Source organism: Microbulbifer maximicatervae (SeqCode) (assembly GCF_052467695.1).
Genome location: NZ_CP174320.1, coordinates 1,444,801 through 1,468,765 on the forward strand (window position 1 = coordinate 1,444,801; position 23,965 = coordinate 1,468,765).

At 51.0% G+C, this 23,965-nt stretch carries 22 protein-coding genes; 13 read left to right on the plus strand and 9 right to left on the minus strand.

Annotated elements, in window-relative coordinates; all coding sequences use genetic code 11:
* Positions 1–35: 35 nt before the first annotated feature.
* The 5 genes from ACJJI8_RS06240 to def all read right to left on the minus strand — a co-directional run bounded on the left by ACJJI8_RS06240 (position 36) and on the right by def (position 5,829).
* Positions 36–1,487: a TrkH family potassium uptake protein gene (locus ACJJI8_RS06240; RefSeq protein ID WP_444892443.1), complete on the minus strand. Its 1,452-nt coding sequence runs from the start codon at positions 1,485–1,487 to the stop codon at positions 36–38.
* Between the two features lie 86 nt (positions 1,488–1,573).
* Positions 1,574–2,959: a Trk system potassium transporter TrkA gene (gene trkA, locus ACJJI8_RS06245; RefSeq protein ID WP_282930545.1), complete on the minus strand. Its 1,386-nt coding sequence runs from the start codon at positions 2,957–2,959 to the stop codon at positions 1,574–1,576.
* A gap of 30 nt (positions 2,960–2,989) precedes the next feature.
* The gene (gene rsmB, locus ACJJI8_RS06250) at positions 2,990–4,297 is read right to left on the minus strand and encodes a 16S rRNA (cytosine(967)-C(5))-methyltransferase RsmB (RefSeq protein WP_413663893.1); all 1,308 of its coding nucleotides are present in this window, start codon (positions 4,295–4,297) and stop codon (positions 2,990–2,992) included.
* A 2-nt stretch (positions 4,298–4,299) separates the two neighbouring features.
* Positions 4,300–5,247 carry a methionyl-tRNA formyltransferase gene (fmt, locus tag ACJJI8_RS06255; RefSeq protein WP_413663894.1) on the minus strand — a complete coding sequence of 316 codons (948 nt, stop codon included), beginning with the start codon at positions 5,245–5,247 and terminating at the stop codon, positions 4,300–4,302.
* Between the two features lie 75 nt (positions 5,248–5,322).
* Complete coding sequence (gene def, locus ACJJI8_RS06260) at positions 5,323–5,829, minus strand: peptide deformylase (protein ID WP_282930542.1); 507 nt, start codon at positions 5,827–5,829, stop codon at positions 5,323–5,325.
* A 183-nt stretch (positions 5,830–6,012) separates the two neighbouring features.
* Between def and ACJJI8_RS06265 the strand changes: the two genes are divergently transcribed.
* The 8 genes from ACJJI8_RS06265 (at position 6,013) to ACJJI8_RS06300 (ending at position 13,418) form a co-directional block, all read left to right on the plus strand.
* Positions 6,013–7,095, plus strand: coding sequence for a LysM peptidoglycan-binding domain-containing protein (locus ACJJI8_RS06265; RefSeq protein WP_444934548.1), 1,083 nt, complete (start codon positions 6,013–6,015; stop codon positions 7,093–7,095).
* A gap of 78 nt (positions 7,096–7,173) precedes the next feature.
* Positions 7,174–8,340: a DNA-processing protein DprA gene (gene dprA, locus ACJJI8_RS06270; protein WP_444934549.1), complete on the plus strand. Its 1,167-nt coding sequence runs from the start codon at positions 7,174–7,176 to the stop codon at positions 8,338–8,340.
* Positions 8,341–8,466: 126 nt separating this feature from the next.
* Positions 8,467–9,900 carry a catalase gene (locus ACJJI8_RS06275; RefSeq protein ID WP_444934550.1) on the plus strand — a complete coding sequence of 478 codons (1,434 nt, stop codon included), beginning with the start codon at positions 8,467–8,469 and terminating at the stop codon, positions 9,898–9,900.
* A 291-nt stretch (positions 9,901–10,191) separates the two neighbouring features.
* Positions 10,192–10,758, plus strand: coding sequence for an L-threonylcarbamoyladenylate synthase (locus tag ACJJI8_RS06280; protein WP_444934551.1), 567 nt, complete (start codon positions 10,192–10,194; stop codon positions 10,756–10,758).
* A gap of 27 nt (positions 10,759–10,785) precedes the next feature.
* A complete protein-coding gene (gene hemF / locus ACJJI8_RS06285) occupies positions 10,786–11,691 on the plus strand; it encodes an oxygen-dependent coproporphyrinogen oxidase (protein WP_444934552.1) in 906 nt (301 codons plus the stop codon).
* Between the two features lie 30 nt (positions 11,692–11,721).
* Positions 11,722–12,171, plus strand: coding sequence for a DUF6841 family protein (locus tag ACJJI8_RS06290; RefSeq protein ID WP_413663901.1), 450 nt, complete (start codon positions 11,722–11,724; stop codon positions 12,169–12,171).
* Entirely contained in the window at positions 12,168–13,001 is an 834-nt protein-coding gene (aroE, locus tag ACJJI8_RS06295) for a shikimate dehydrogenase (protein ID WP_444934553.1), read from the plus strand. Before ACJJI8_RS06290 ends, aroE begins: the two co-directional genes overlap by 4 nt.
* A 15-nt stretch (positions 13,002–13,016) precedes the next feature.
* Entirely contained in the window at positions 13,017–13,418 is a 402-nt protein-coding gene (locus ACJJI8_RS06300; protein WP_282930533.1) for a hypothetical protein, read from the plus strand.
* Between the two features lie 32 nt (positions 13,419–13,450).
* Here the strand turns inward: ACJJI8_RS06300 and ACJJI8_RS06305 are convergent, their stop codons facing one another.
* From ACJJI8_RS06305 to ACJJI8_RS06315, 3 genes are all read right to left on the minus strand, one after another.
* Positions 13,451–13,969 carry a carboxymuconolactone decarboxylase family protein gene (locus ACJJI8_RS06305; protein ID WP_444915096.1) on the minus strand — a complete coding sequence of 173 codons (519 nt, stop codon included), beginning with the start codon at positions 13,967–13,969 and terminating at the stop codon, positions 13,451–13,453.
* Positions 13,970–14,054: 85 nt separating this feature from the next.
* Positions 14,055–14,969 carry a LysR family transcriptional regulator gene (locus ACJJI8_RS06310; RefSeq protein ID WP_444915095.1) on the minus strand — a complete coding sequence of 305 codons (915 nt, stop codon included), beginning with the start codon at positions 14,967–14,969 and terminating at the stop codon, positions 14,055–14,057.
* Between the two features lie 19 nt (positions 14,970–14,988).
* Positions 14,989–15,543, minus strand: coding sequence for a gamma carbonic anhydrase family protein (locus ACJJI8_RS06315; RefSeq protein ID WP_444892455.1), 555 nt, complete (start codon positions 15,541–15,543; stop codon positions 14,989–14,991).
* A gap of 65 nt (positions 15,544–15,608) precedes the next feature.
* Here ACJJI8_RS06315 and ACJJI8_RS06320 point away from each other — a divergent pair, with 65 nt between their 5' ends.
* Genes ACJJI8_RS06320 through ACJJI8_RS06330 form a run of 3 tightly spaced genes read left to right on the plus strand, consistent with a single transcriptional unit; the run spans position 15,609 to position 18,798 of the window.
* Entirely contained in the window at positions 15,609–17,657 is a 2,049-nt protein-coding gene (locus tag ACJJI8_RS06320) for a M3 family metallopeptidase (RefSeq protein ID WP_444934554.1), read from the plus strand.
* 35 nt (positions 17,658–17,692) lie between these two features.
* Positions 17,693–17,971 carry a YheV family putative zinc ribbon protein gene (locus tag ACJJI8_RS06325; protein ID WP_282930528.1) on the plus strand — a complete coding sequence of 93 codons (279 nt, stop codon included), beginning with the start codon at positions 17,693–17,695 and terminating at the stop codon, positions 17,969–17,971.
* Positions 17,968–18,798, plus strand: a complete 831-nt coding sequence (locus ACJJI8_RS06330; RefSeq protein WP_444934555.1) for a hypothetical protein — start codon at positions 17,968–17,970, stop codon at positions 18,796–18,798. The genes ACJJI8_RS06325 and ACJJI8_RS06330 overlap by 4 nt, the downstream gene beginning before the upstream one ends.
* Before the next feature lie 211 nt (positions 18,799–19,009).
* Here ACJJI8_RS06330 and ACJJI8_RS06335 read toward each other — a convergent pair whose 3' ends face one another.
* Positions 19,010–20,296, minus strand: coding sequence for an MATE family efflux transporter (locus ACJJI8_RS06335; RefSeq protein ID WP_444934556.1), 1,287 nt, complete (start codon positions 20,294–20,296; stop codon positions 19,010–19,012).
* Positions 20,297–21,248: 952 nt separating this feature from the next.
* On the opposite strand from ACJJI8_RS06335, the gene coxB reads away from it, so the two are divergent.
* Both coxB and ctaD read left to right on the plus strand, forming a co-directional pair.
* Positions 21,249–22,394, plus strand: a complete 1,146-nt coding sequence (coxB, locus tag ACJJI8_RS06340; RefSeq protein ID WP_413663910.1) for a cytochrome c oxidase subunit II — start codon at positions 21,249–21,251, stop codon at positions 22,392–22,394.
* A gap of 20 nt (positions 22,395–22,414) precedes the next feature.
* Complete coding sequence (ctaD, locus tag ACJJI8_RS06345) at positions 22,415–23,965, plus strand: cytochrome c oxidase subunit I (RefSeq protein ID WP_282930524.1); 1,551 nt, start codon at positions 22,415–22,417, stop codon at positions 23,963–23,965.

The following is a 23,965-nucleotide window of genomic DNA, read 5'->3' on the forward strand; positions in this document are numbered from 1 at the left end:
GCCACGCGTTAGCGTGGCCATGACATTTTGTGTCGTTAGTGGCGCCAAAAAGCTGGGGTAAGTAGTACTAGCAGGGTAAATATTTCCAAGCGTCCCATCAGCATCGCCAGGATAAGAAACCATTTGGCGACTTCATTAACCGCGCCATAGTGGGCAGCGGCTTCGCCGAGGGCGGGGCCGATATTACTCAGGCAGGAGGCTACTGTCGTAACGGAGGTGACAAAGTCCTCACCGGTGGCGATGACGATAATGGCGAGGATAAAAAAGGATGAAACATAGACCGCAAAGAAGCCCCACACAGCGTCGGTAACTCGATCGGGGACAATTTTGCGGTTGATCTTGATAGGGATAACTGCATTGGGGTGTACCAGGCGATTCAGCTCGCGCATACCGGACTTCATAATCAGCATACCGCGCACCGCCTTAATGCCCCCCGAGGTTGAGCCGGCGCAGGCACCGAGAATACCTAACAGCAAGAGGACGTAGGGTAAGAATACTGGCCAGGCTGAGAAATTTTCCGAGGCGAAGCCGGCAGTGGTGCTGATCGAGACCACCTGGAAGAAACCGTGTAGCAGGCTGTTACCGGGGGAGAAGATATTCAATATCCACAGGTAACAGCTGATCAACAGGCCGGCACCGAGAATCAGCATAACGTAGAAGCGGAATTCTGAGTCGCGCCAATAGTGGCTGAGGGTCCTGTTGCGAAATGCGAAGAAATGCAGACCGAAGTTAATGGCAGCAGTAAACATAAACACGATACAAATAATCATGATCGCGCGGTTGTGGGCGTAGAACCCCATACTGGCATCGTGGGTGGAGAAGCCTCCATTGGCCACAGTGGAAAACGCATGGCCAACGGCGTCGAATACCGTCATGCCGGCCCACCAATAGCCGATGCCGCAGAGGATTGTAAGAATTACATAAATAACAATTAGTGCCCGCGCTGTCTCGGCAATACGCGGAGTCAATTTGGTATCTTTTACCGGGCCGGGAATTTCTGCCTTATACAGCTGCATACCACCGATACCCAGCATCGGCAGGATGGCCAGGGCGATAACAATTACGCCGATACCGCCAAACCACTGCAACTGCTGGCGGTAGTAGAGAATGGCAGGAGGCAGTGAGTCCAACCCGGTAATCACCGTGGCGCCGGTGGTTGTTAGCCCTGAGATGGATTCAAAAATAGAGTCGGTGATACTCAAGTCAGGCTGTGGGCTGATAATAAAGGGCAGGGCACCGAAGCTGCCCAGTACCAGCCAGAACAAAGATGTCACTACGAACCCGTCCCGGGTGCGCAGGTCTTCGCGCAAATCGTGCACTGGCAGCCACATGAACAGGCCGGTGATCAGAGTGATGATGAAAGCTGCGACAAATGCGCTGTGAGTACCATCTTCATACCAAAGGGATACGCCAATCGGCGGCAGCAGAGTCAGGCTGAACACCGTCAAGAGAATTCCAAAAACTCGCGCAATTACCGCAATTCGCATTGGCGCCTATCAGCCTATCGTTATTTGTTGCAATGTTATCTGGACGGCGGAGACCGTTATCGCCGGAAAACGAAAATATTATTTGCTCAGAAAAAGCCAAAACCAACTTGGAACAGTTGTTCAACATGGCGGGTCTGGCGGCGGTCGATAAGGAAGACAATCACGTGGTCATCGCTCTGCACAATGACATCATCGTGTGCCATCAAAACTTCGCTGCCATTTTCCGTTTCCCGTACTATGGCGCCAATCGAGGCGCCCTCGGGTAAGTCGATATCTTCGATCTTGCGCCCCACCACCTTGGAAGTGCGCTCGTCACCGTGGGCGATAACTTCAATGGCTTCAGCTGCACCTCGACGCAGGGAGTGGACGTTGACCATATCTCCTCGGCGCACATGGGTGAGCAGGCTGCCGATCGTATTTTGCTGCGGTGAGATGGCAATATCGATTTCACCGCCCTGTACCAGGTCCACATAAGCGCGGTTATTGATCAGCGTCATCACTTTGCGTGCGCCCAGACGCTTGGCCAATAGTGACGACATGATATTAGCCTCGTCGTCATTGGTCAGGGCAAGAAAAACATCGGTATCTTCGATGCTCTCTTCCAGCAGCAACTCCTGATCGGAGGCGCTGCCGTGCAGGATAATGGTGTGGGACAGCTCCTCGGATAAAAATACACAGCGCTCGTGGCTCTGCTCAATAATTTTTACCGAATAGCGATTCTCCAGCCGGGTGGCCAAGCGCAAACCAATATTGCCGCCGCCGGCGATCACCACTCGTTTATAACCGTGTTCCAATCGACGCAGTTCGCTCATTACCGCGCGAATATCTGCTCGCGCGGCAATAAAGAACACCTCATCGCCGGCTTCAATCACTGTATCACCCTGGGGAATAATTGGCCGGTTGCGGCGATAAATCGCAGCAACCCGGGTATCTACCTTGGGCATATGCTCGCGCAAATAGCGCAGTTGGTGCCCAACCAGAGGCCCGCCCTGAACGGCTAAAACAGTTACCAGCTGTACGCGACCACCGGCAAAATCCAATACCTGCAAGGCTCCGGGATGTTCCATCAGGCGGGAGATATACTCTGAAACCAGTTGCTCCGGACTGATCAGTACATCGATAGGGATGGCCTGGGTATCGAATAATTCCGGGTATTGCAAGTAGGAGGAGGCCCGTACCCGGGCGATTTTGGTGGGGACGCGAAACAGAGAGTGCGCAATCTGGCAGGCCGCCATATTGGTCTCATCGTTATTGGTGACTGCAACCAGGATATCCGCATCCTCAATCCCGGCTTCCATCAGAATATCCGGGTGAGAGGCGTGGCCCAGTACCACGCCGATATCGATGCGGTCGCGCAGTTCGCGCAGGGTTTTCTCGTCGCTGTCCACCAGGACAATATCATTGCGCTCGGAGGCCAGGGCCTCCGCTAGAGAGCCGCCCACCTGGCCGGCGCCGAGAATGACAATTTTCATATCGGATGAGACTCGCGACTAGCGACGTCGTTATTCAGCTTTGCTCAGCAGAGCGTAGTAGAAACCGTCACCGCCGCCGGTTTGGGGTAGAAGCTGCATACCGGCAACTTGTTTCTCGCCCCAGGGCTTATCGTTTAGCAGTTCAGGGGTATTGTCGCTCGCATCCTCTGTCTCCGCAATGAACGCTGCGACGACTTCGCTGTTTTCCGTCGGTAGGCTGGAACAGGTGGCGTAAAGCAACTGCCCACCCGGTTTAACCAGGGGCCACAGAGCGCGCAGGATCTTGCCCTGCAAAGCCACTAACTCGGCAATGTCTTCTTCCCGGCGCAATAGTTTGATATCCGGGTTGCGGCGAATTACCCCGGTTGCCGAACAGGGTGCGTCCAGTAGTATCTGGTCGTATTGCTGCCCGTCCCACCACTCATTCGGAGACGTGGCATCGGCACAAATAAGCTCGGCACTCTGCCCGTTGCGCTCGAGGTTTTCCTCGACCCGCACAAGGCGGTCCTCCTCAATATCCAACGCGCTCAGCTGAATGCTGGATTCCTGCTCCAATAAGTGGCAACTCTTGCCTCCAGGTGCCGCACACGCGTCCAACACCCGGGCATTTTCCTGCGGCTGTAACAGCAGCGCCGCTAATTGTGCGGACTCATCCTGAACACTGACCAAGCCCTCGGCAAAGCCCGGTAGCACTGTGACTGAAACCGGCTCAACCAGGGTGATACCGACCGGGGAAATAGTACAGGGCTCGGCGGAGAGGCCGGTTTCATCGAGCTGTTGTAAATAGTCCTCGCGCGAGATCTTGGCAGTATTTACCCGCAAGGTCATGGGTGGGTTGGCATTGTTGGCGCGGAAGATGTCTGACGCCTTCTCGGGCCAGGCGGCTTTAATCTGCTGCTGTAACCAGGCCGGGTGCATAGAGCTGAACTGTGGATTGCCGGACAGCTTGCGCTGAAGCTGCTCACTGTTGCGCAGGGCGTTGCGCAGCACCCCGTTGATCAGCCCGGTCGCTCTGTCCAGACCGAGGCTGCGCGCGGCATTGACGGTTGCAGATATGGCGGCGTGATCGGGTATGCGAGTGTACTCGAGTTGGTAAATGCCCAGCAGGATCAGTGCATTGATCTCAATATCCGAGACTTTTTTACGCAGTAACTTGGCGGCGATCAATTGCAGGCGCGGTGCCGTGCGGGCACTGCCGTAACAGAGCTCCCGCAACAGAGGGCGGTCGCGCTCCTCGACTTTGTCCTCGGCGGCAGGCAGAAGTCTTGCCAACGAGCCACGTTCTTCCAGCAGTGAGGCGATAACTCGGGCGGCCTCGGCGCGTACATCTCTGCTCATAATTATCCCAGTTTGGTACCCGGGGCGAACTGCTCCCGGTAGCCTTTCAAAATTTCTGCTGCGGGAAGCGCTTTTTTACCCGGTAGCTGTATTAATTGGAGGCGCAGGGCCTCCCGGCCGCAGGCCACTAAAATACCTTCGTCGTCACTGGAGAGAATGGTACCGGGCTGATCACTGTGGCAGCCCTGTTCGATGGCGGCGCTATAGATACGCAGGCGCTGCTCGCCCTTCTTGTCCCGATAAGTACTCCAGCACACTGGGAAGGGGTTAAAAGCGCGTATCAATCGATGCAGTTCAGCAGCGGGACGCTGCCAGTCGATCTGCGCCTCTTCCTTGGTAATTTTGTTGGCGTAGTTAGCCTGGGTATCGTCTTGTACCTGAGGGTTGGCACTGCCACTTTCCAGTAGAGCCAAGGCCTGGAGGAGGGATGGGCCGCCGAGTTCCGCCAGCTTGTCGTGCAAACTGCCACCGGTATCGGACTCAGTAATCGCGCAGCGGCTTTCCACCAAAACTGGGCCGGTATCCAGGCCCGCCTCCATTTGCATAATGGCGACACCGCTCTCGCTGTCACCCGCTTCCACCGCGCGTTGGATCGGTGCCGCACCGCGCCAGCGCGGCAACAAAGAGGCGTGCACATTGATACAGCCCAGACGCGGGGTATCCAGCACCACCTGCGGTAGTATCAGGCCGTAGGCCACCACCACCATAATATCCGCTCCAAGGGCAGTGAGCTCCGCCTGGGCCGTCTCGTCGCGCAGGCTCAGGGGTTGGTACACCGGGATATTGTGGGAGAGTGCCAGCTGTTTCACCGGGCTGGCGAGCAATTTCTTACCGCGCCCAGCCGGCCTGTCCGGTTGGGTGTAAACGGCAATGACATTGTGCTCGCTGTCGAGCAGCGCTTGCAGGTGCACGGCGGCAAAGTCCGGTGTGCCGGCAAAAATAATATTCACTGACTTGCTCTCAGGTAATGGGGGTGGGAGAGCTGCCGTAAGGCGGCAGCTCCAGGCTCCTGCGGCTGGCGCAGATCAGGCGCGGCGGCGCTGGGATTTTTCCAGCTTGGAGCGGATGCGGTTGCGCTTCAGTGGCGAGACATAATCCACGAACAGCTTGCCGTCCAAATGATCGACTTCATGTTGGATACAGACCGCCAACAATCCCTCGGCCTCAAGGGCAAAAGGTTCGCCATTGCGGTCCAGGGCTTTAACACGCACTTTGCGCGGGCGCTCCACCGTTTCGTAGAAACCGGGAACTGACAGGCAGCCCTCGTCGTACTGGTGGATCTCCGGGTCCAGCACTTCGATCTCGGGGTTGATAAACCCGAGTGGTTCATTGCCGTCTTCAGAGATATCCACCACTACAATGCGCTCCTGCACATTGACTTGGATGGCGGCGAGGCCGATGCCGGGCGCGGCGTACATGGTTTCAAACATGTCGTCGAGCAATTGGCGGTGGGCGTCGGTCACTTCAGCGACGGGTTTAGCGACCTCGCGCAGGCGCGGGTCGGGAAATTCCAGTATCTCGAGTTTAGCCATAACACCTGTGACAAACTTCTAGTATTCGTTGAACGTGCGCTGATAACATTATGATCGCGCTCAAAATTTACCGAGTGGACCCCTGTTTTTGCTGGCGCTATGCGCCCGGGTCCGGTCTCGCTCCCTTCACGGGAGTGGCCCGGCGCTGAGAATTATAGCGATAAAGAGCATAGGAATGCTTCCATGAAAAAAATTATCCTGGCCGCGATCTCGATGTTAGCGGTTGCCCTTGGTGTCGAAGCACAGGATCAGGTTCGCCTGAACCCCAGTCACCCCGACGCTTATGTGGTGCAAAAGGGCGATACGCTCTGGGATATTTCCAGTCAGTTTCTGGTGCAACCCTGGTACTGGCCGGAGATTTGGCAAGTGAACCCACAGGTGGAAAACCCCCACCTGATTTATCCAGGAGATAGCCTGCGCCTTGTTTACATCGATGGCCAGCCACAATTACAACTGCAGCGCGGCCCCCGGGCGTATCAACTGTCGCCGGGGGTTGATGGCAACCGCCTGTCGCCCTCGATCCGCCGCCAGGCAGTTGAGGATGCAATTCCTGCGATTCCGCTGGATGCGATTAATGCTTTCTTGTCCCGTACCCGTATTGTGGAGCCCGGTGCTTTTGAGGGGACTCCCTATGTGGTGTCTGGGTCAGACAATCATATCTTGATGGGCGCTGGGGATATTCTCTATGCTCGCGGTGATTTTGCTGCAGCTTTACCATCTTACGGGCTTTATCGCCCTGGCCCGGTTTATATCGACCCGGTATCAGGTGAAGTTCTCGGACGACAGGCACTTGGCATAGGTGCTTTAGATCTGTTACAGCTGGACCCAGATAGCAATCCGGATGACAACTCGAACTTTTCGATAGCGACAATGGGCGTGCGCAACACCTCTCGGGAGATTCGCCTTGAAGATCGCTTAATGCCGGTTGAGGAGCGCTCAATTGATGCGCTGTTCCACCCCAGTGCACCGACAGTCACGATTGATGGGTTGATTGTTGGGGTCGATGAAGGGGTAAGCCAGATTGCCAAGTTTGATGTGGTTATCCTTAATTCAGGTAATCGGGATGGCTTGCAAGCCGGCAATGTCCTGGCGATATACAAAGCGGGTTCAACGGTACGTGACCGTATTGCTGGTGACGTGGTGAAGCTTCCGGATACCCGCGCTGGTGAGTTGATGGTGTTCCGCACCTTTGAAAAAATGAGCCTAGCCTTGGTACTGGACGCTCGTCGCCCGCTGGCAGTGATGGATATGGTGCGCAATCCCTAAGCGATCCCAGAAAATCTCGCGGCAGGTGTTGCTGTTTGCCCTGCCGCACAACTTTCAAAACAGAAAATGGTAAGTTGCATGGATGCATTGACCGCTACTATGGCGTTGCTGCGTCTCGAGGGAATTGGCCCGGCTCGCTACTGGCAATTACTGGAGCACTTTGCCACTGCCGAAGAGGCTCTCCAGCAGTTTCCTCAACCTCTTCTGCAAAAATTATCACCGCGGGCCCAAATCCAGTGGCGGGAATTTTCCAGCCGATCTGCCGCCAGTGAGCTCGCTGATTGGGTTGAGCTTGAGCGAGCCCGCTGCGCAGACCTGGGCGTGCAGCTGATTTGTCACAGCGATCCCGACTATCCCGCCCTTTTATCGGAGACCTCGCGCCCCCCGCCTGTGCTTTATATCCGTGGTGAAAAAAGCGCTCTAAATCTACCGCAGGTAGCGATGGTGGGGGCCCGTCGGGCCACTGTGGCGGGTTTGGATAATGCCCGGGCCTTTGCCGCGGAATTGGCAGGTTCCGGATTTGCTATCACTTCCGGGCTGGCTCTGGGCGTGGATGCCGCAGCTCACCGGGGGGCGCTGCAGGGAGCGGGCTCCACGATCGCAGTTCTGGGTAGTGGAGTTGACCGCATTTATCCAAAACATAATCGCCCCCTGGCGGAGGATATTCTCTCTGCAGGCGGTGCTCTAATAAGCGAATTGCCTCTTGGCAGCAGTGCTGAGGCAAAGAATTTTCCTCGGCGGAACCGGATTATCAGTGGCCTTTCAATGGGGGTATTACTGGTAGAAGCAGCGATGCGCTCAGGTTCTCTGATTACGGCGCGTTTGGCGCTGGAGCAGAATCGTGAGGTTTTTGCGATTCCAGGTTCTATCCACAACCCAATGGCCAGGGGTTGCCACCACTTGATTAAGGAAGGTGCGACACTGGTCGAAACCAGTGCAGATGTAGCTAGCCAGCTGGGCGGTTTACTGACAGAGCCCACACCCACTGATCTTCCTCCCGCTAAACCACTGCCAGAGCTTCAGCAACAAGTCATCAGGGCGCTTGCCGGTGGGCCCCGAAGTATCGAACTTTTGTCGCGGGATACCGGAGTTGAGCCGGGTGATTTAATGGCTGTATTGATGGAATTGGAGTTAGAGGGCTTGATGGAGCAACTCACAGGGTCTTACCAGCTAACTCTGAAGGGCAGCCGTTACACGGATGGGGAAAAACTGGCTAAAACTTGTGAGGAGTTAGTGAGTCTCTAAAGGTCTTACTGGAAGTTACGAAGAGAATTAATCAGAAACTCCTTGTTGATGGTGTAGCCGCCGATCAATTCGCGCTGCTCTGGAGCAGCGTTAATACTCAGTGGATTCCAAAAGTGGAGTCTCATTATGGCGGATAAACCCAAACTCACCACTGATGCCGGCGCTCCGGTTCCCGATAATCAAAATAGCCTTACAGCGGGGCCAGATGGCCCGCTATTGATTCAAGATTATCAGCTTATCGAAAAACTGGCGCATCAAAATCGTGAGCGTATACCCGAGCGGGCGGTACATGCCAAAGGTTGGGGCGCCTATGGGGTTTTGAGGGTAACCGGTGATATTTCTAACTACACCTGTGCCCGGGTGCTGCAGCCTGGAGCAGAGACCCCACTGTTGGCTCGATTTTCAACTGTGGCCGGCGAGTTAGGTGCAGCTGATGCGGAACGGGATGTTCGTGGTTTTGCACTGAAGTTTTATACGGAGGAGGGCAATTGGGATTTGGTCGGCAACAATACGCCGGTCTTTTTTGTACGAGACCCCTACAAATTTCCGGACTTTATTCACACACAAAAACGGCATCCACGCACTCACTTGCGCTCCCCCACGGCCATGTGGGATTTCTGGTCGTTGAGCCCTGAAAGCCTTCACCAGGTGACCATACTATTCTCCGATCGTGGTTTGCCCATATCTCCATTGCATATGAACGGTTATGGCTCCCATACCTTCTCCCTGTGGAATCACAGTGGAGAACGCTTCTGGGTCAAATTTCATTTTAAGACTCAGCAGGGACATAGGTATTTCACCAATACGGAAGCTGAAGCTGTGATTGGACGCTCCCGGGAGAGTTACCAGGAGGCGATGTACAGCGCGATAGAAAATGGGGAATGTCCGAAGTGGATATTCCAAATTCAGGTCATGCCCGAGGCAGACCTTGGCAAAACAAGCTATAACCCCTTTGACCTCACCAAGGTTTGGCCCCACGGTGATTACCCACCTATCGAGGTGGGAACCATGGAGTTGAATCGCAACCCGCAAGACTATTTTGCAGAAATCGAGCAGGCAGCTTTCTCTCCATCCAATATCGTACCGGGTATCAGTTTCTCGCCGGATAAGATGCTGCAGGCGCGTATATTCTCTTATGCCGATGCACATCGTCACCGCTTGGGAACTCACTATGAGAGTCTTCCAGTGAATGCGCCGCGTTGTCCTGTCCATAATTATTATCGGGATGGTGAAATGAATAGTACGGGTATCCGCAGTGGCAATCCGGATGCCTTTTATGAGCCCAATAGTTTTTCTGGGCCAGAGGAGGACCCAAAAGCGAAAGAACCCCCGTTACCAATATCCGATGCTGCAGATAGATATGACCACCGCAAAGGCAATGACGATTACAGTCAGGTTCGAGCGCTCTTTGATTTGTTCGACGATGAACAAAAACAGCGCTTATATAACAATATTGCAGAAGCGATGGCGGGTGTACCGAATGAAATAATTAAGCGACAATTGGCTGAGTTCCACAAAGTACATCCCAGCTATGCCGTAGGGGTAAAAATGGCGCTTTGAAGAGCGGTCCGCAGGCCCTGTTTAGTATAAATTGCCACAGCCTTTGCTCAAATAGAAAGCTGGGCTGAGCAAGGCGGTTACATCTTGTGCGCAGTTGGGCAATCCGCTAGATTGCAGAGGTTTACCTCGCTCGGCAGTAAAGTAAGTCGAAAGAGAAGCCTTTTGGAGCGATCCTCGTGGATTTTGACTTCGATGTGCCTGTAGTGGAAGTTGCCTTTGGTGTCCGTTCCATATTCCCTTGCAGCAAGATTTGCAGCAGCGAAAAGATGAAGTAAAACCGGCATTAATAAGATGAAGTACTCACCGCTTTCCGTAAAACAGGCTGCCCGCGCTCTGGCAGCGGGTGGTGTTATTGCCCATCCCACTGAATCTGTATGGGGCTTAGCTTGCGACCCCAATAACCTGCTCGCTGTCAGACGCCTGCTACAACTCAAGCATCGCCCGCTTGAGAAGGGTTTGATCCTGATCTCTGGTGATAGAAAGCATTTTGACCCGCTCCTTAGAAACCTTAGTGATCAGCAGCAGGAACAGCTGGATTGCAGCTGGCCGGGACCGGTGACATGGCTCGTACCCCATCGGGGCTTAATTCCTGCTTGGGTCTGTGGAGTACATAAATCTGTGGCCCTGCGCTGCACCGATCACCCGTTTACAGCTGCGTTAACACGCGCCTTTGGCGGTGCTATCGTATCCACGTCAGCAAACCCGGCCGGGTCTCAGCCCGCCCGTAATAAATACCAGGTACTGCGCTATTTCGGCCGCGATCTCGACTTTGTCGGCGGCGGCTCGACCGGCGGCCGCAGCGCCCCCAGTGAAATTCGCGATCTGCAAAGCGGCCGTGTGCTGAGGGCGGGTGCCTAACCTCAAACAGAGACGTAGTTTTCGCCTATGAGTGATATCGATACCAAGGAAGTAAAGGCCTATCTACTCGGCCTACAAGACCGTATTTGCAATGCCCTGAGCGAAGAAGACGGCCAGTCATTTCGTGAGGACAACTGGGACAGGCCCGGTGGTGGCGGTGGTCGAACTCGAGTGCTGGAAGAGGGGAATCTGATCGAAAAAGGCGGAGTGAACTTTTCCCATGTTTATGGGGATGGACTCCCGCCTTCGGCCACGGCTAATCGCCCCGAACTGGCCGGTTGTTCTTTTGAAGCAATGGGCGTCTCCCTGGTCATTCACCCGCGCAACCCTTACGTACCCACTAGCCATGCAAACGTGCGTCTATTTGTGGCGAAAAAGCCAGGAGCTGAGCCCATCTGGTGGTTTGGTGGTGGCTATGATTTGACCCCATATTACGGCTATCACGAGGATGTTGTACATTGGCACCAAACGGCCAAGCAGGCCTGTGAGCCTTTTGGCAGCGAGGTATACCCTCGCTTTAAGCAGTGGTGTGACAAATATTTCTACTTGAAGCATCGGGATGAAGCTCGGGGAGTCGGCGGACTCTTTTTCGATGATTTTAACGAAGGTGGCTACGACAATGCTTTTGCGCTTATGCGCGCTGTTGGCGATAGTTACTTGGAGGCTTATCTACCCATTGTGCAGAAGCGCAAAGAGGCTGCTTACGGTGAGCGCGAGCGTGAATTCCAACTCTACCGCCGTGGGCGCTATGTGGAATTCAACCTGGTCTTTGATCGTGGCACTCTGTTCGGATTGCAAAGTGGTGGGCGTACAGAATCCATTCTGATGTCCTTGCCGTCACTGGTGAGCTGGAAGTATGACTGGCAACCAGAGCCGGGATCTGCGGAAGAGAAGCTATACACTGATTTTCTGCCACACAGAGACTGGGTATAGCCAAGCAATTTGTCACAATGGAGGTTTGTTGTGCACCCATCGCGATTGGAAGGAATCAACTCCCTGTTTCTCGATTACAGGCGGCATTTTGAAACGGGAGATGTTGAGCAGATTGCCGACTTTTATCGTTTCCCACTGCACTACTACCGGGAAGATGGCGTAAAGCTCACCGTAGAACGGGATGAGTTTATCCAGCAGGTGGTTAAGCTCCTCAATGCTTATCGACGCCTTGGTGTCTGTCAGATTCTCGGCACTGTTACCGAGGTGATAGAGCTGAATAATTACAGCACCCTTGCGAGCTTGCGCTGGACTTTGTTACACCCACAGGGGGAAGAAAAGGCGGTAGAGCTGTACAGCTCACAAACCCGCTATTTAGTCACCGAAGCTGCCGACGGCCTCAAAATTGACGGTTTAATAATTGTCGATGAAAGTGCCAAGATTCGTGAGGCAGCGAGAGAGCGCAAAAGGGCGGAATCATGAGTGACCGCTATGCGGTGGTGGGTAACCCTATAGAGCACTCCCTCTCACCGGAGATACACCGAGCCTTTGTCGCGCAAACAGGCGAGGATATCGATTACAGGAAACTGCTTGCCCCTTTGGATGGCTTTGTTGATTACGCGCGCACTTTTTTTGCTGAGGGTGGTTGTGGCCTCAATGTAACGGTGCCCTTCAAGCTGCAAGCATTTGAGATGGCGGATAACTTGACCGAGCGGGCTGCGTCAGTGGGAGCGGTGAATACCTTGGCACTGGCCGAAGGTGGAAAGATTCTCGGCGACAACACCGACGGGACCGGCCTGGTATTTGATATTTGTACCAACTTGGGCTGGAAAATCAAGGATCGGAAAGTTCTCTTGCTGGGATCCGGCGGAGCCGCCCGGGGAGCATTGCTGCCAATCCTTGCGGAAAAACCAGCACATTTACATATTGCCAACCGCACCGCAGAAAAAGCGGTACAGCTTGCGGCAGAATTTTCCCAGTTGGGCGAATTAAGTGGTGGCGGCCTGGAGGAATTGAGAGGCTGCTACGACCTGATTATCAATGCGAGTTCCGCAAGCCTTGGCGGTGTGCTGCCGCCGCTTCCTGAAGGCTGTGTCGCCAGTCATGGTAAAGCTTACGACATGATGTACGCCGCCGAGCCAACGCCTTTTTTACAATGGGCGCGTGGACAGGGCGCAGAGAGTGCTGATGGCCTTGGGATGTTGGTAGAGCAGGCCGCTGAGTCATTTTTACTGTGGCGTGGTGTACGTCCTGAAACAGCGCCGATCATGGCCAAGTTGCGCCGGGCCCTCAATCAGACAACCGATAATTAAAAGAGAGAAAGCGTTGTGCGTGATATTGTGCGAAACCTGTCGATTTGTTTTGCTGTGGGGTGTTTCGGTGGGCTCTGCTATGCCGTGGGGCTATGGGCCATGGGGCGGTATGGCTTCACCCAGTTTCTAGGGGTAGATTTGGCGCCATCCCTGAGCAATGCCTACCTGTACCAGCGCGTAGTTTGGGGTGGAGTTTTCGGGCTGCTGTTTTTGTTGCCTTTGCGCAACGCCTGGTTAATAAGGGGCTTCCTCTTATCCCTGGTGCCGGCAGGGTTGATGCTGTTGTATCTTCTGCCGCAGAGAGGTTATGACTACGGTGCTCTGGTACTGGGACAAATGACGCCCCTGGTTATCGTTCTAGCTTGTGCCATTGGCGGCATAGGTGCATCGGCACTGCTGCGGCTACAGGGTAAATAGTGAGGAGGCCTTGGTTGCCAAGGCCTGCCACATCACTGTTTAAATTCGATCTCAACCAGGCTGCAGCTTTGGGTATATCCCATAGCCCGCTTGATTGTGGGGAAGACCGACGCGGTAGCGACGCTGACCCCCAGCTCGATTCTCTGTCGGTTATCCAGTTGTGCACCTATCCGTTCATTGAGAACAGGATCGATCGTTTTGTAGCTGGCCACGGCTGTTGCAAAATCAAAAATGTCCTGCAAGTTCTCAGGCAGGCCGCTGCCGCCTTGGATACAAGCTTTCACCAAGTGGGGTTCAACACCAGCCTCTAGGGCCATACGCACATTCAGTTGCAGGCACATGCCGCAATCAGCTACTTGCATTGCCGCTATCTTACTCACCCAAAAAACATCAATAGGTAAAAACTCCCTGTGCATGGATAGGGGCTGAAAATTTCTAAATTTTTCAAAGCCTTCAGGAGAGCCCTGAAGAAACTCGCGCAAGTAGTCCATGTCATAGCGGTATTTTTGGGAGAAGGCCTCCATTTCCTGGAGGTATTGCTCTTTCGACATAGTTTGGCTCCTAATCAAGTCGGATTGAGTCACAGACCATCGGCCTACAACGCCAAGTCTTATGTAAAAGCCTGATAGGTAAAAATTAGTTTCTATCGGATATTTCGATAGGTGGGCTGTAAAAGTTACCGTAGAGTCGCCGGGCCTCTCGGGCAAACCATTGCGCAGCTAAGCCTTGTGGCGTCTGCTTGGACCAGAGCAGATCCACACCGAGGCTCCAGGTATTGAGAGAACCGGTTAAGTTGAGCTCAACCAACCTGCCGCTTTTTAAAAAGGGCCGGGCCAGTTCGTAGGGCGCATTGACCCACCCAACCCCCTTACATGCCAGATCCAGGGCCTGTAGCAGAGAATCACTCCGCCAAGTCTGTGCAGAGAGCTGCCAACGGTACCTTTGGGATTCTGGTGCTGTGGTGATCTGTCGGTGCTGGGCCGCTTCATTCAATGAGGATTGTTTTTTCTGGGCAAGGGGATGTTCCGGGCAGGCCAGGCTAAGTACCCGCTGTTGTCCCAGGTTACTGGTATCCAGCGAGCTGGGATAGGAATCCCTTGAGGTGACAAAGGCAAAATCGGCTTCACCCAGTGTCACCTGCTGGACTGCTTCCTCCCCAGTAACACTGCCGAGCTGAAGCTCAGTATGCGGAAAGCGCTCGCTGAAAGTTACCAGCATATCGTTGAGTCGATCTGGCATTACCAGCTCTTCAAATAATATATTGAGCTGGGGCTCCTCTCCCCGCTGGAAGGAAATTGCCGCTTGTTGGAAGCGCTGCAACTGCCCCAACGATTGACGTGCTAATGGTAGTAATGCCAAAGCGGCGGCGGTGGGTTGGGGATATTTCCCTTCGCGGTTAAATAGAGTCAGCCCCAGGTCGAGTTCAAGATTTTGAATCAAGCTGCTTACAGAAGACTGAGCCCGGCCCACTTCGCGAGCAACCGCCGAAAAAGATCCGACTTCACAGGAGCGCACAAAAATATGCAGCTGGTCCATATTCAGGTTAAGCATAGCGGGGAGCCGGCTGTCACTATGGTTGCTGCTTAAGGAGATACTGATCTTTCAGTTTCACGTAGTTTTCAGCGGAATACTTAAAGAAAGCCTTTTCCTTGTCAGACAGGGGGCGCGCCTTTTTGCAGGGGGCGCCTACGTAGAGATAACCACTCTCCAGGGTTTTACCGGGCGGAACCAGTGCTCCGGCTGCCAGTACGACATCGTCCTCAATAATGGCTCCGTCGAGAACAATAGATCCGATACCAATTAAGATCCGGTTGCCGATGGTACAACCGTGCAGGCAGGCTTTATGACCGATAGTGACATCTTCGCCAATGGTCAGCGGCCAACCGTCGGCGTTGAATGGTCCCGCATGGGTGATATGGAGAACAGCCCCATCCTGTACACTGGTTCGCGCGCCGATGCGGATCTTATGCATATCACCGCGCACAACGGCCATGGGCCATACGGAGCAATCATCCCCCAGGGTAACGTCACCAATGACTGCGGATTGCGGATCGATATATACGCTGTCGCCAAGTTCTGGAAACTTCTCGCCGTGGGAATCATCGTGGCTGCGCAGTGGGGACATAAATAAGCTCCTGTACAATGAATCCTCTATCATAGCTTTATCCTAATTCGAGCACAGAGTCTTATATGTCCAATCCACTGTTGAATATCCCGCTGCTGCCGCCTTTTGATAATCTCGAGCCCGAGCAGGTGGAACCCGCCATCGCCGAACTGATTAAAACGTGTGAGCAAACCCTTCAACAGGGATTGGAGACCCCCAGCTGGGATAATATGCTGGTGCCTCTGGAGCAGGCGGAAGACCAGCTAAATCGAGCCTTCTCCCCAGTCAGTCACCTGAATAGCGTTGTAAGTGGCCCCTGGCGGGCGCCCTATGAGGCCGCTTTAGCCAAAGTGACGGCTTACTGGACAAAGCAGGGGCAAAATCGTGAACTTTACGACCTGTACCTCCAATTAATGCAGTCGCCCGAGTTTGTAAACTGGCCACAGGCACGCAAGAAGTCCTTGGAGCTGGGAGTCAGAGACTTTGAACTTGGTGGTGTAGGCCTTGAAGGAGAGGCCCGTGAAAAGTTTGCCGTTAACAGTCAGCGTTTGGCGGAGTTATCCAGCCAATTTGCCAACAATGTCCTCGATGCAACCAATGCCTGGACCTGGCATACAAATGATGAAGCTCAGCTTCAGGGGCTTCCTCAAACTGCTCTTGCCGCTGCACGGAATGCAGCTGAGGCAAAAGGCCTGGATGGGTGGCTGATTACCTTAGAGGGGCCCAGCTTTCTCGCTGTTATGACCCACGCTGAAAATAGATCTCTGCGTCGGGATGTCCATTTGGCTTTTGTTAGTCGCGCATCCGAAGTTGGTCCCCAGGCAGGTGAATACGATAACTCCGAAGTGATGGAGGCAATTCTCGCATTGCGCGCTGAACAGGCCAGTTTACTGGGAATGAACAGCTATGCGGAGTTGTCATTGGCCAGCAAAATGGCTCCAAATACAGAGCGGGTTTTGGAATTTCTACAGGATCTGGCAGAACGAGCCAGGCCAGCTGCCCAACGAGAAATGGCTGAGCTGAAAGCGTTTGCTGCAGACCAACTCAGTATTGAAGAGTTGCAACCATGGGATGTGGCCTGGGCCGCAGAAAAGCTCAAACAGCAGCGATATGCCATCAGCCAAGAGGAAATGAGGCCCTATTTCCCTTACGCCAAAGTCGTTGACGGCCTCTTTACTGTGGTGGATAAATTATTCGGAATCACAGTTGAAGAAGATACCAACGTTGCTACTTGGCATGCCGATGTGCAGTTCTTTTGGCTGCTTAGAGATGGCGAAAAGATAGCTGGTTTCTATTTGGATGCGTTCGCGCGTGAGAAAAAGCGTGGCGGGGCCTGGATGGATACAGTAAGTAGTCGTCGCCACACGCTCAACGGACTCCAGTTGCCTATAGCTTATCTGGTGTGTAATTTCAGTCCGGCTGCAGGTGATATCCCCTCACTTTTAACCCACGCGGAAGTAACCACTTTATTCCATGAATTCGGCCATGGCCTCCACCATATGCTGACACAGATTGATGTGGCAGCAGTTTCTGGTATTAATGGTGTTGCTTGGGATGCGGTGGAAATGCCCAGCCAATTTCTGGAAAATTGGTGTTGGCAACCCCAGGCTATTTCCATAATTTCTGCACATTTCGAAACTGGAGAGGCCCTTCCCGAAGCTTTACTGAATAAAATGCTGGCAGCGAAAAATTTCCAGTCTGCCATGTTTACAGTACGCCAGTTGGAGTTTGCACTTTTTGATTTTCGCCTCCATGCCAGCGAAGAGGCATTGACCGCCGATAAAGTTCAGGTTTTACTGGATCAGGTACGAGCAGAGGTTGCTGTTGTACCTATCGCCGCAGAAAACCGCTTCCAAAATGCTTTTAGCCATATTTTTGCTGGTGGTTATGCCGCAGGATATTACAGCTATAAATGGGCAGAAGTGCTTTCGGCAGATGCTTTTTCTCTATTTGAGGAAGATGGTATCTTTAATAGAGAGACGGGAAATAAATTTCTGCACAGTATTTTGGAACAGGGTGGTAGCCGTGATGCGTTGGAGCTGTTTGTTCAATTCCGTGGACGAGAGCCACAAATTGATGCCCTATTGCGTCACTCTGGTATCGAGCAGCAAGAGCTGAATATCAGTCCTGTGTAACGGATAAGTCAATCATGAAATATTGAGTAGTAGTCATGATGAAGAAAGAAGATTCGGCTGAGTCTGGTAAGATCGTTAAAAAACGCTTTATTGCAGGGGCTGTGTGCCCCCGCTGTAGCGAAATGGATAAAATTATTAACTATCACAAGGATGGGAAAAATTATAGAGAATGTGTTGCCTGTGGGTTTAAGGATGAAATTCGATTGCAGTCAGCGCCAACAGAACTGTCTACTCGTGTTAACCAAGATACAGAGAAAGATATTCACGAGGAGCCAGTGAAACTTATCCAACCCACAAGTAGCCGTAAAAAGTGAAAAAAATATTTTTTATACTGGTGGTTTTTATTGCGGTTGCGATCATAGGTCTCTATGGCCTTGATCGCCATCGAAAAAATATAGAGCAGCAGAGAGAACAAGTTGCCTACCTATTGGCGAGCTGTGTGAATCAGGGGATACTTACGTTATTCCGTTTACAAGCTAATGACTGGAAAGCCCATCCAGATTTTTACATTGAGGAGGAAAATAGGTTGGGAGTGGCTGTAAAAGCTTTACCCGATCAAATCCTTAAAGGAGAATCTTTTGAAAAGTGGAGACATGCAATAAAGATTTGTGACAAGCTCACAAGGAATAGCAATTTGCAACATGTCACTATTTTTCGCCCCCTGGGCGATTTCTCCGAAAAGGAGATCTCCAATATATATACCTTGAAAGATCGCGGTGCTCTGCGGAAGCGGGAAAAGACTATTCACGCACTATATGAATCAGCAGAAGCTGCAGCTCGCTATATGAAAGACCTAAAGCGAGATATCAATACGCAATTAAAAGCCTTTCGTTTTTCAGATAAAGAGCGCGAATTAACTCTTCAAAAAATCAGTTCGCAGGTTTTAGATAATTACCAACAAGGTAATTTTTCCAAAAAGCAGGCAGATACCTATCTGGAAAGAGTATCCCTTTTTTACAAAACCATGGCTGAGAATCCAAAGTCCTATAGTGTCCGAAACGGCAGCCTATATTTTTATAGCCAAGAATTAAAGCAGAAGGTTGAAGACCTATATGGCGCTGTTATACAGGGAGAGGGAGCGTTTTATGGAAATTTTAAGCAAATTCTAGTGCAAAAACAGGTACAGTCTTCAAGCTATTAAAAATATGAGCGGGTTTTATTATTTGTTGCTTTTCCCGCTCATTATTTACCAACCTGAGATTATAGCTTTAAATGTGTTTGTAGCATCATAAGAGATTTACTATTTTGATAGTGAGTAATCCTGACTGAAATAGTTAATTTCTCAATCGCAAAACTTGTCATATTCTGTTATTTATACATTAAAAAATAACTCTAAATATCCTGCCAAAGTTTTACTGTAATTTACGTATCCAGGAATTGGTTACAGTGTAGTATTGAAAATATACTATGAGTCCTAAAGATCGTGCTCCGATCCACAAAAACAAGCTGAACCATATGCCTGTATTCCCCCAATCCCTTGTAAACCACCAGGCGGGAAAGAAAACCAATACTGAGGCTATAAACATAGTATTACGCATATCGCGACTTCTCCCAGCACCGATAAAAACACCATCGAGCTGATAGCTCCAAACCGCTAATAAAGGTAGTGCACAGAGCCACCAATATACTTGTTCCGCTTGGTGAATTACTGGTTTGATATCTGTAAATAAAGATAGAATGAAGGGTTTCCCTGAAACTAGAACCAGCGTAATCAGGACAGCGCTTCCCAGGGCCCACAAACCTGCACTGCGAACGGTATTTCTGAATAGAGCCGTTGATCTTTTTGCCATGGATTCCCCAACCAAGGCCTCGGTAGCATGAGCAAAACCATCCAGGGCATAGGAAGTCATCATTAATAACTGTATAAGAATAGCATTTGCAGCAAGTACATTATCACCTTGGGCTGCCCCTTGTGCAGTAAAAAAAGTGAGTGTTAGCAAGAGCAAACAGGTTCTTATAAATAAGTCTGTATTTATCTTTAAAAGATTGATCCATGGGGATGAATCGATCCAGGGGAGAAGTTTCTTCTGCCCAATTTCTTTGTGTATATAAGACCAGATATCAACATGAACCCTGGTAAGAAGATATAGACCCAGTAGAAATGCAAAAATATCAGCGAGTACGGTTGCCGCTGCTGCACCTTTTGCCCCTAGGCCCAGGCCAAGAATAAATAGGAAATCGAGGGCTATGTTCAGTAGATTGGCAGCGAAAAGTATATATAGAGGCGCACGGCTATCTTGTCGACCAATAAAAAAACCCAGAATGGCAAAGTTTGCCAGAGCCAGTGGGGCAGATAACAGACGTATTTGTAGGTAGGCCAGTGCGTGGGGTTGTGCTTCCTGACTGGCATTCATCCACTCAACGATATAGTAGATTAAAGGAGAGGCAACAATAAACAGAATGATTCCCAACCCCATGGCTAATACTAGTGCACGTACTAACCATTGAATCCCAAGATCTGTACTCCGAGCCACCAGTCCGGTAGTACCCATGCGCAGAAACCCAAATGCCCATAAAAGCATCGACATTACGCTAGCCCCGATAGCTACACCGGATAGGTACTCTGCAGATGGGAGGTGACCAAGAATTGCGGTATCTACTATCCCGAGTAAGGGCACTGAAATATTACTCAGTATCATTGGCCAAGCCAGATTCCAGACGCGAGACATGGGTTGGGATTCAAGTTTTGTAGAAGAAGGCATAAGTCATAACAACTAACGGATAGATTGGCTTCTAGCCGAAATCGGAAAAAGAAAAGCTGTGCAGGCGGATTCTACCAATGGTAACAGTACAGAGCTGATAAGATCCTTTTCCTAAATCGGTCTCCAAATACTGCTATTAGCAATTCATTTGGTAACGCTTACAAAATCGAAACGAAATATTTGGCGGAAAAATCATTTTGATTGAGTGTAGATAGTACAGGATTCTGTATTGATCTGCCTGATAATCCTCAAGCTTATTGAAACTAATCTGCCTTGGTTGTGTGAAGCAGTCAGAATTTAGTATTAGAGATTAAAAATCGTTGTCAACCTGTGTAAAAGCAATCAGGGGCACTTGAACCCGAGGATTTATACTTCTCTTGGCAGCATTATTAATGCTTGATTAGTTGTCATCTTTCACCAAATAAATTGCCATGTCTCTATTTGGAGCGACTTTTTTCTGCTTGTGAAAAAGTATCCTATCAAAGTGGTTAAATTTATTTGTTAATCACCGAATTTTTTCACAAAGCGACAACGTTATTCAAAAATGATCCCGATTGACTTTTTCGTGTCGATGTGTTCCTTTTGTACCTGCAGTAGTTGCGACAAATAAAGAAACTGGTTGTTGGTTGTACCTTTCCGGACGACGGCATCTGGAGTAAAAAATCTTTTACTAAGAATAACAAGTTGCACTGACGGCAGTAACGCGAGGTGGTCTCCTCGCCCAGTGTATGTAGTCTTGTGTTACTACAGTATGTCCACAAATTTTGTGTGGAATTAATCCTGTTAGGCAGTTGATACAGGTAAAATTCGCTTATCCGTGAAGGCCAGTGGCCAAAATAAAAATTACGGGTTTCCCTGAGAGACCCGCAACCACGGAGATCTGTAGGCGATGTTGAAAGGCTTTGATCGGCTGTTCGCCTTGCTGGCTACTTCGCTATCTGCACAAGCGGTGTTAGCGAATGAGCAGGACGTTGAGCGCTGGGGGGTTAATATGCCCCAGGGGGTGACAGAAGTCGCCCAGACCACCTACGAGTTACACATGCTGATCTTTTGGATTTGTGTGGCTATAGGGGCATTGGTGTTCAGCATCATGTTCTACAGCATGTGGCGTCACCGCAAAAGTAAGGGATACCAAGCGGCCCAATTTCATGAGAGCACGGTTGTGGAATTGGTGTGGACTATTATTCCCACCGTTATCCTGATTCTGATGGCGATACCGGCCACCAAAACGCTCTATGATATTTACGATACTGAGGAAGAAGATCTCAATATCGTAATCACCGGTTATCAGTGGAAGTGGAAATATGAATATCGGGGCACTGATGTTTCATTCTTTTCCAGCTTGTCCACTCCCAAAGCTCAAATTGATAACCTCCAGCCTAAGGGTGCTAACTACCTCCTAGAAGTCGATGAGCCCCTGGTTGTTCCTATCAAGAAAAAAATCCGCTTCCTGATTACTGCCAATGATGTGATACATGCGTGGTGGGTCCCAGATCTAGCCGTTAAAAAAGATGCTATCCCCGGTTTTATCAATGATGCCTGGACGCGTATTGAGGAGCCGGGAATATATCGCGGGCAGTGTGCTGAATTGTGCGGAAAAGACCATGGATTTATGCCTATTGTTGTGAAAGCAGTACCACAGGCTGAATACGATGCCTGGTTGAGTTCTCGTGCAGCAGAAGCCATAAAAATGCGTGAACTTACAGCGAAGACATTTACCTTCGAAGAGCTTTTTGCTCAGGGTGAAAAAGTCTATACACGCACATGTGCCGCCTGCCACCAGCCGAACGGGCAGGGAGTACCCGGAGTATTCCCGGCAATTGCTGGCTCAAAAATTGCTACCGGTCCCCTCAATGGCCACTTAGATATCGTTATCGATGGTTCTACGGTAAACCCCGCAATGCAGGCTTTTGGTGAGCAGCTATCAGAAGTGGATCTGGCTGCGGTAATTACTTACCAGCGAAACGCTTTCGGCAATGAGATGGGTGATACCGTCCAACCCGTAGATATCCTCAACTTTAAGAATAAGCAGTAAGCGCCCGGAGGAATTTAAGAATGGCACATGGTCCTCAGCCCGGTATAAAGCGTTGGCTCTATACGACCAACCACAAAGATATAGGCTCTATGTATTTGTGGTTTAGTTTTGCGATGTTCCTGCTCGGCGGATGTATGGCATTGGTTATACGCGCTGAATTATTCGAGCCCGGTTTGCAAATTGTACAGCCGGAATTTTTCAATCAAATGACCACTATGCATGGTCTGATCATGGTATTTGGTGCCGTAATGCCGGCTTTTGTGGGGTTGGCTAATTGGATGATACCAATGATGATTGGTGCGCCAGATATGGCACTGCCAAGAATGAATAACTGGAGTTTTTGGATTTTGCCCTTTGCTTTCGCAATGTTGGCATCGACCTTATTTATGGAAGGGGGAGCGCCTAATTTCGGTTGGACATTTTATGCACCACTTTCAACGGAATATGCGCCACCCAGCGTAACCTTCTTCATTTTTGCCATTCATATTATGGGTGCCTCGTCCATCATGGGTGCGATCAACATTATCGCTACCATTTTGAATATGCGTGCTCCTGGTATGACCTTGATGAAAATGCCGTTGTTTGTATGGACCTGGCTGATCACTGCTTACCTTTTGATTGCTGTAATGCCAGTGTTAGCCGGAGTAGTGACTATGATGTTGATGGACATTCATTTTGGCACAAGTTTCTTCAGTGCAGCCGGTGGCGGTGATCCGGTTTTATTCCAGCATGTGTTCTGGTTCTTCGGACACCCGGAAGTTTACATCATGATTTTGCCGGCCTTTGGCATTATCTCTGCAATTATCCCCACCTTCGCTCGTAAGCCTCTTTTTGGATACAGCTCCATGGTATATGCCACCGCAGCAATTGCATTCCTGAGCTTTATCGTATGGGCGCACCATATGTTTACTGTGGGAATGCCGATTGCTGGTGAGCTGTTCTTTATGTATGCCACAATGCTGATCGCTGTACCTACAGGAGTGAAAATCTTTAACTGGGTTTCCACTATGTTCCGGGGATCCATGACGTTTGAAACCCCGATGCTTTTTGCAATTGCATTCATCATTCTTTTCGCCATCGGTGGATTCTCCGGTCTGATGCTAGCGATTGCGCCTGCAGACTTCCAATATCACGATACGTACTTTGTGGTTGCCCATTTCCACTATGTGCTGGTTCCTGGTGCAATCTTCTCAATTACTGCTGGCGTTTACTATTGGTTGCCCAAATGGACTGGTCATATGTATAGCGAAGTCATGGGCAAGGTACATTTCTGGCTGGCATTTATTGGTCTCAATGTAACTTTCTTCCCAATGCACTTTGTTGGCCTGGCCGGCATGCCACGTCGGATACCTGATTACGCACTGCAATTTGCGGATTTCAATCAAATATCCAGTATCGGTGCCTTCCTGTTTGGCGCTGCACAAATAGTATTTTTGTTTAATGTGGTACGAACTGTAATGGGCGGGAAAAAAGCATCCGATCAGGTTTGGGATGATCCTGAGGGACTGGAATGGACGGTTGCTTCCCCTGCCCCATATCACACGTTTAGTACGCCACCGGTTGTACGTTGA

Excerpts from the sequence above, each read along its gene's own strand:
- coxB (WP_413663910.1), top strand. The coding sequence starts at position 21,249 with ATGTTGAAAGGCTTTGATCGGCTGTTCGCCTTGCTGGCTACTTCGCTA.
- rsmB (WP_413663893.1), bottom strand. The coding sequence starts at position 4,297 with ATGAGCAGAGATGTACGCGCCGAGGCCGCCCGAGTTATCGCCTCACTG.
- trkA (WP_282930545.1), bottom strand. The coding sequence starts at position 2,959 with ATGAAAATTGTCATTCTCGGCGCCGGCCAGGTGGGCGGCTCTCTAGCG.
- ACJJI8_RS06280 (WP_444934551.1), top strand. The coding sequence starts at position 10,192 with ATGAAGTACTCACCGCTTTCCGTAAAACAGGCTGCCCGCGCTCTGGCA.
- ctaD (WP_282930524.1), top strand. The coding sequence starts at position 22,415 with ATGGCACATGGTCCTCAGCCCGGTATAAAGCGTTGGCTCTATACGACC.
- ACJJI8_RS06275 (WP_444934550.1), top strand. The coding sequence starts at position 8,467 with ATGGCGGATAAACCCAAACTCACCACTGATGCCGGCGCTCCGGTTCCC.
- def (WP_282930542.1), bottom strand. The coding sequence starts at position 5,829 with ATGGCTAAACTCGAGATACTGGAATTTCCCGACCCGCGCCTGCGCGAG.
- ACJJI8_RS06320 (WP_444934554.1), top strand. The coding sequence starts at position 15,609 with ATGTCCAATCCACTGTTGAATATCCCGCTGCTGCCGCCTTTTGATAAT.
- ACJJI8_RS06305 (WP_444915096.1), bottom strand. The coding sequence starts at position 13,969 with ATGTCGAAAGAGCAATACCTCCAGGAAATGGAGGCCTTCTCCCAAAAA.
- ACJJI8_RS06240 (WP_444892443.1), bottom strand. The coding sequence starts at position 1,487 with ATGCGAATTGCGGTAATTGCGCGAGTTTTTGGAATTCTCTTGACGGTG.
- ACJJI8_RS06315 (WP_444892455.1), bottom strand. The coding sequence starts at position 15,543 with ATGTCCCCACTGCGCAGCCACGATGATTCCCACGGCGAGAAGTTTCCA.
- dprA (WP_444934549.1), top strand. The coding sequence starts at position 7,174 with ATGGATGCATTGACCGCTACTATGGCGTTGCTGCGTCTCGAGGGAATT.
- ACJJI8_RS06265 (WP_444934548.1), top strand. The coding sequence starts at position 6,013 with ATGAAAAAAATTATCCTGGCCGCGATCTCGATGTTAGCGGTTGCCCTT.
- ACJJI8_RS06335 (WP_444934556.1), bottom strand. The coding sequence starts at position 20,296 with ATGATACTGAGTAATATTTCAGTGCCCTTACTCGGGATAGTAGATACC.
- hemF (WP_444934552.1), top strand. The coding sequence starts at position 10,786 with ATGAGTGATATCGATACCAAGGAAGTAAAGGCCTATCTACTCGGCCTA.
- ACJJI8_RS06325 (WP_282930528.1), top strand. The coding sequence starts at position 17,693 with ATGATGAAGAAAGAAGATTCGGCTGAGTCTGGTAAGATCGTTAAAAAA.
- ACJJI8_RS06310 (WP_444915095.1), bottom strand. The coding sequence starts at position 14,969 with ATGCTTAACCTGAATATGGACCAGCTGCATATTTTTGTGCGCTCCTGT.
- aroE (WP_444934553.1), top strand. The coding sequence starts at position 12,168 with ATGAGTGACCGCTATGCGGTGGTGGGTAACCCTATAGAGCACTCCCTC.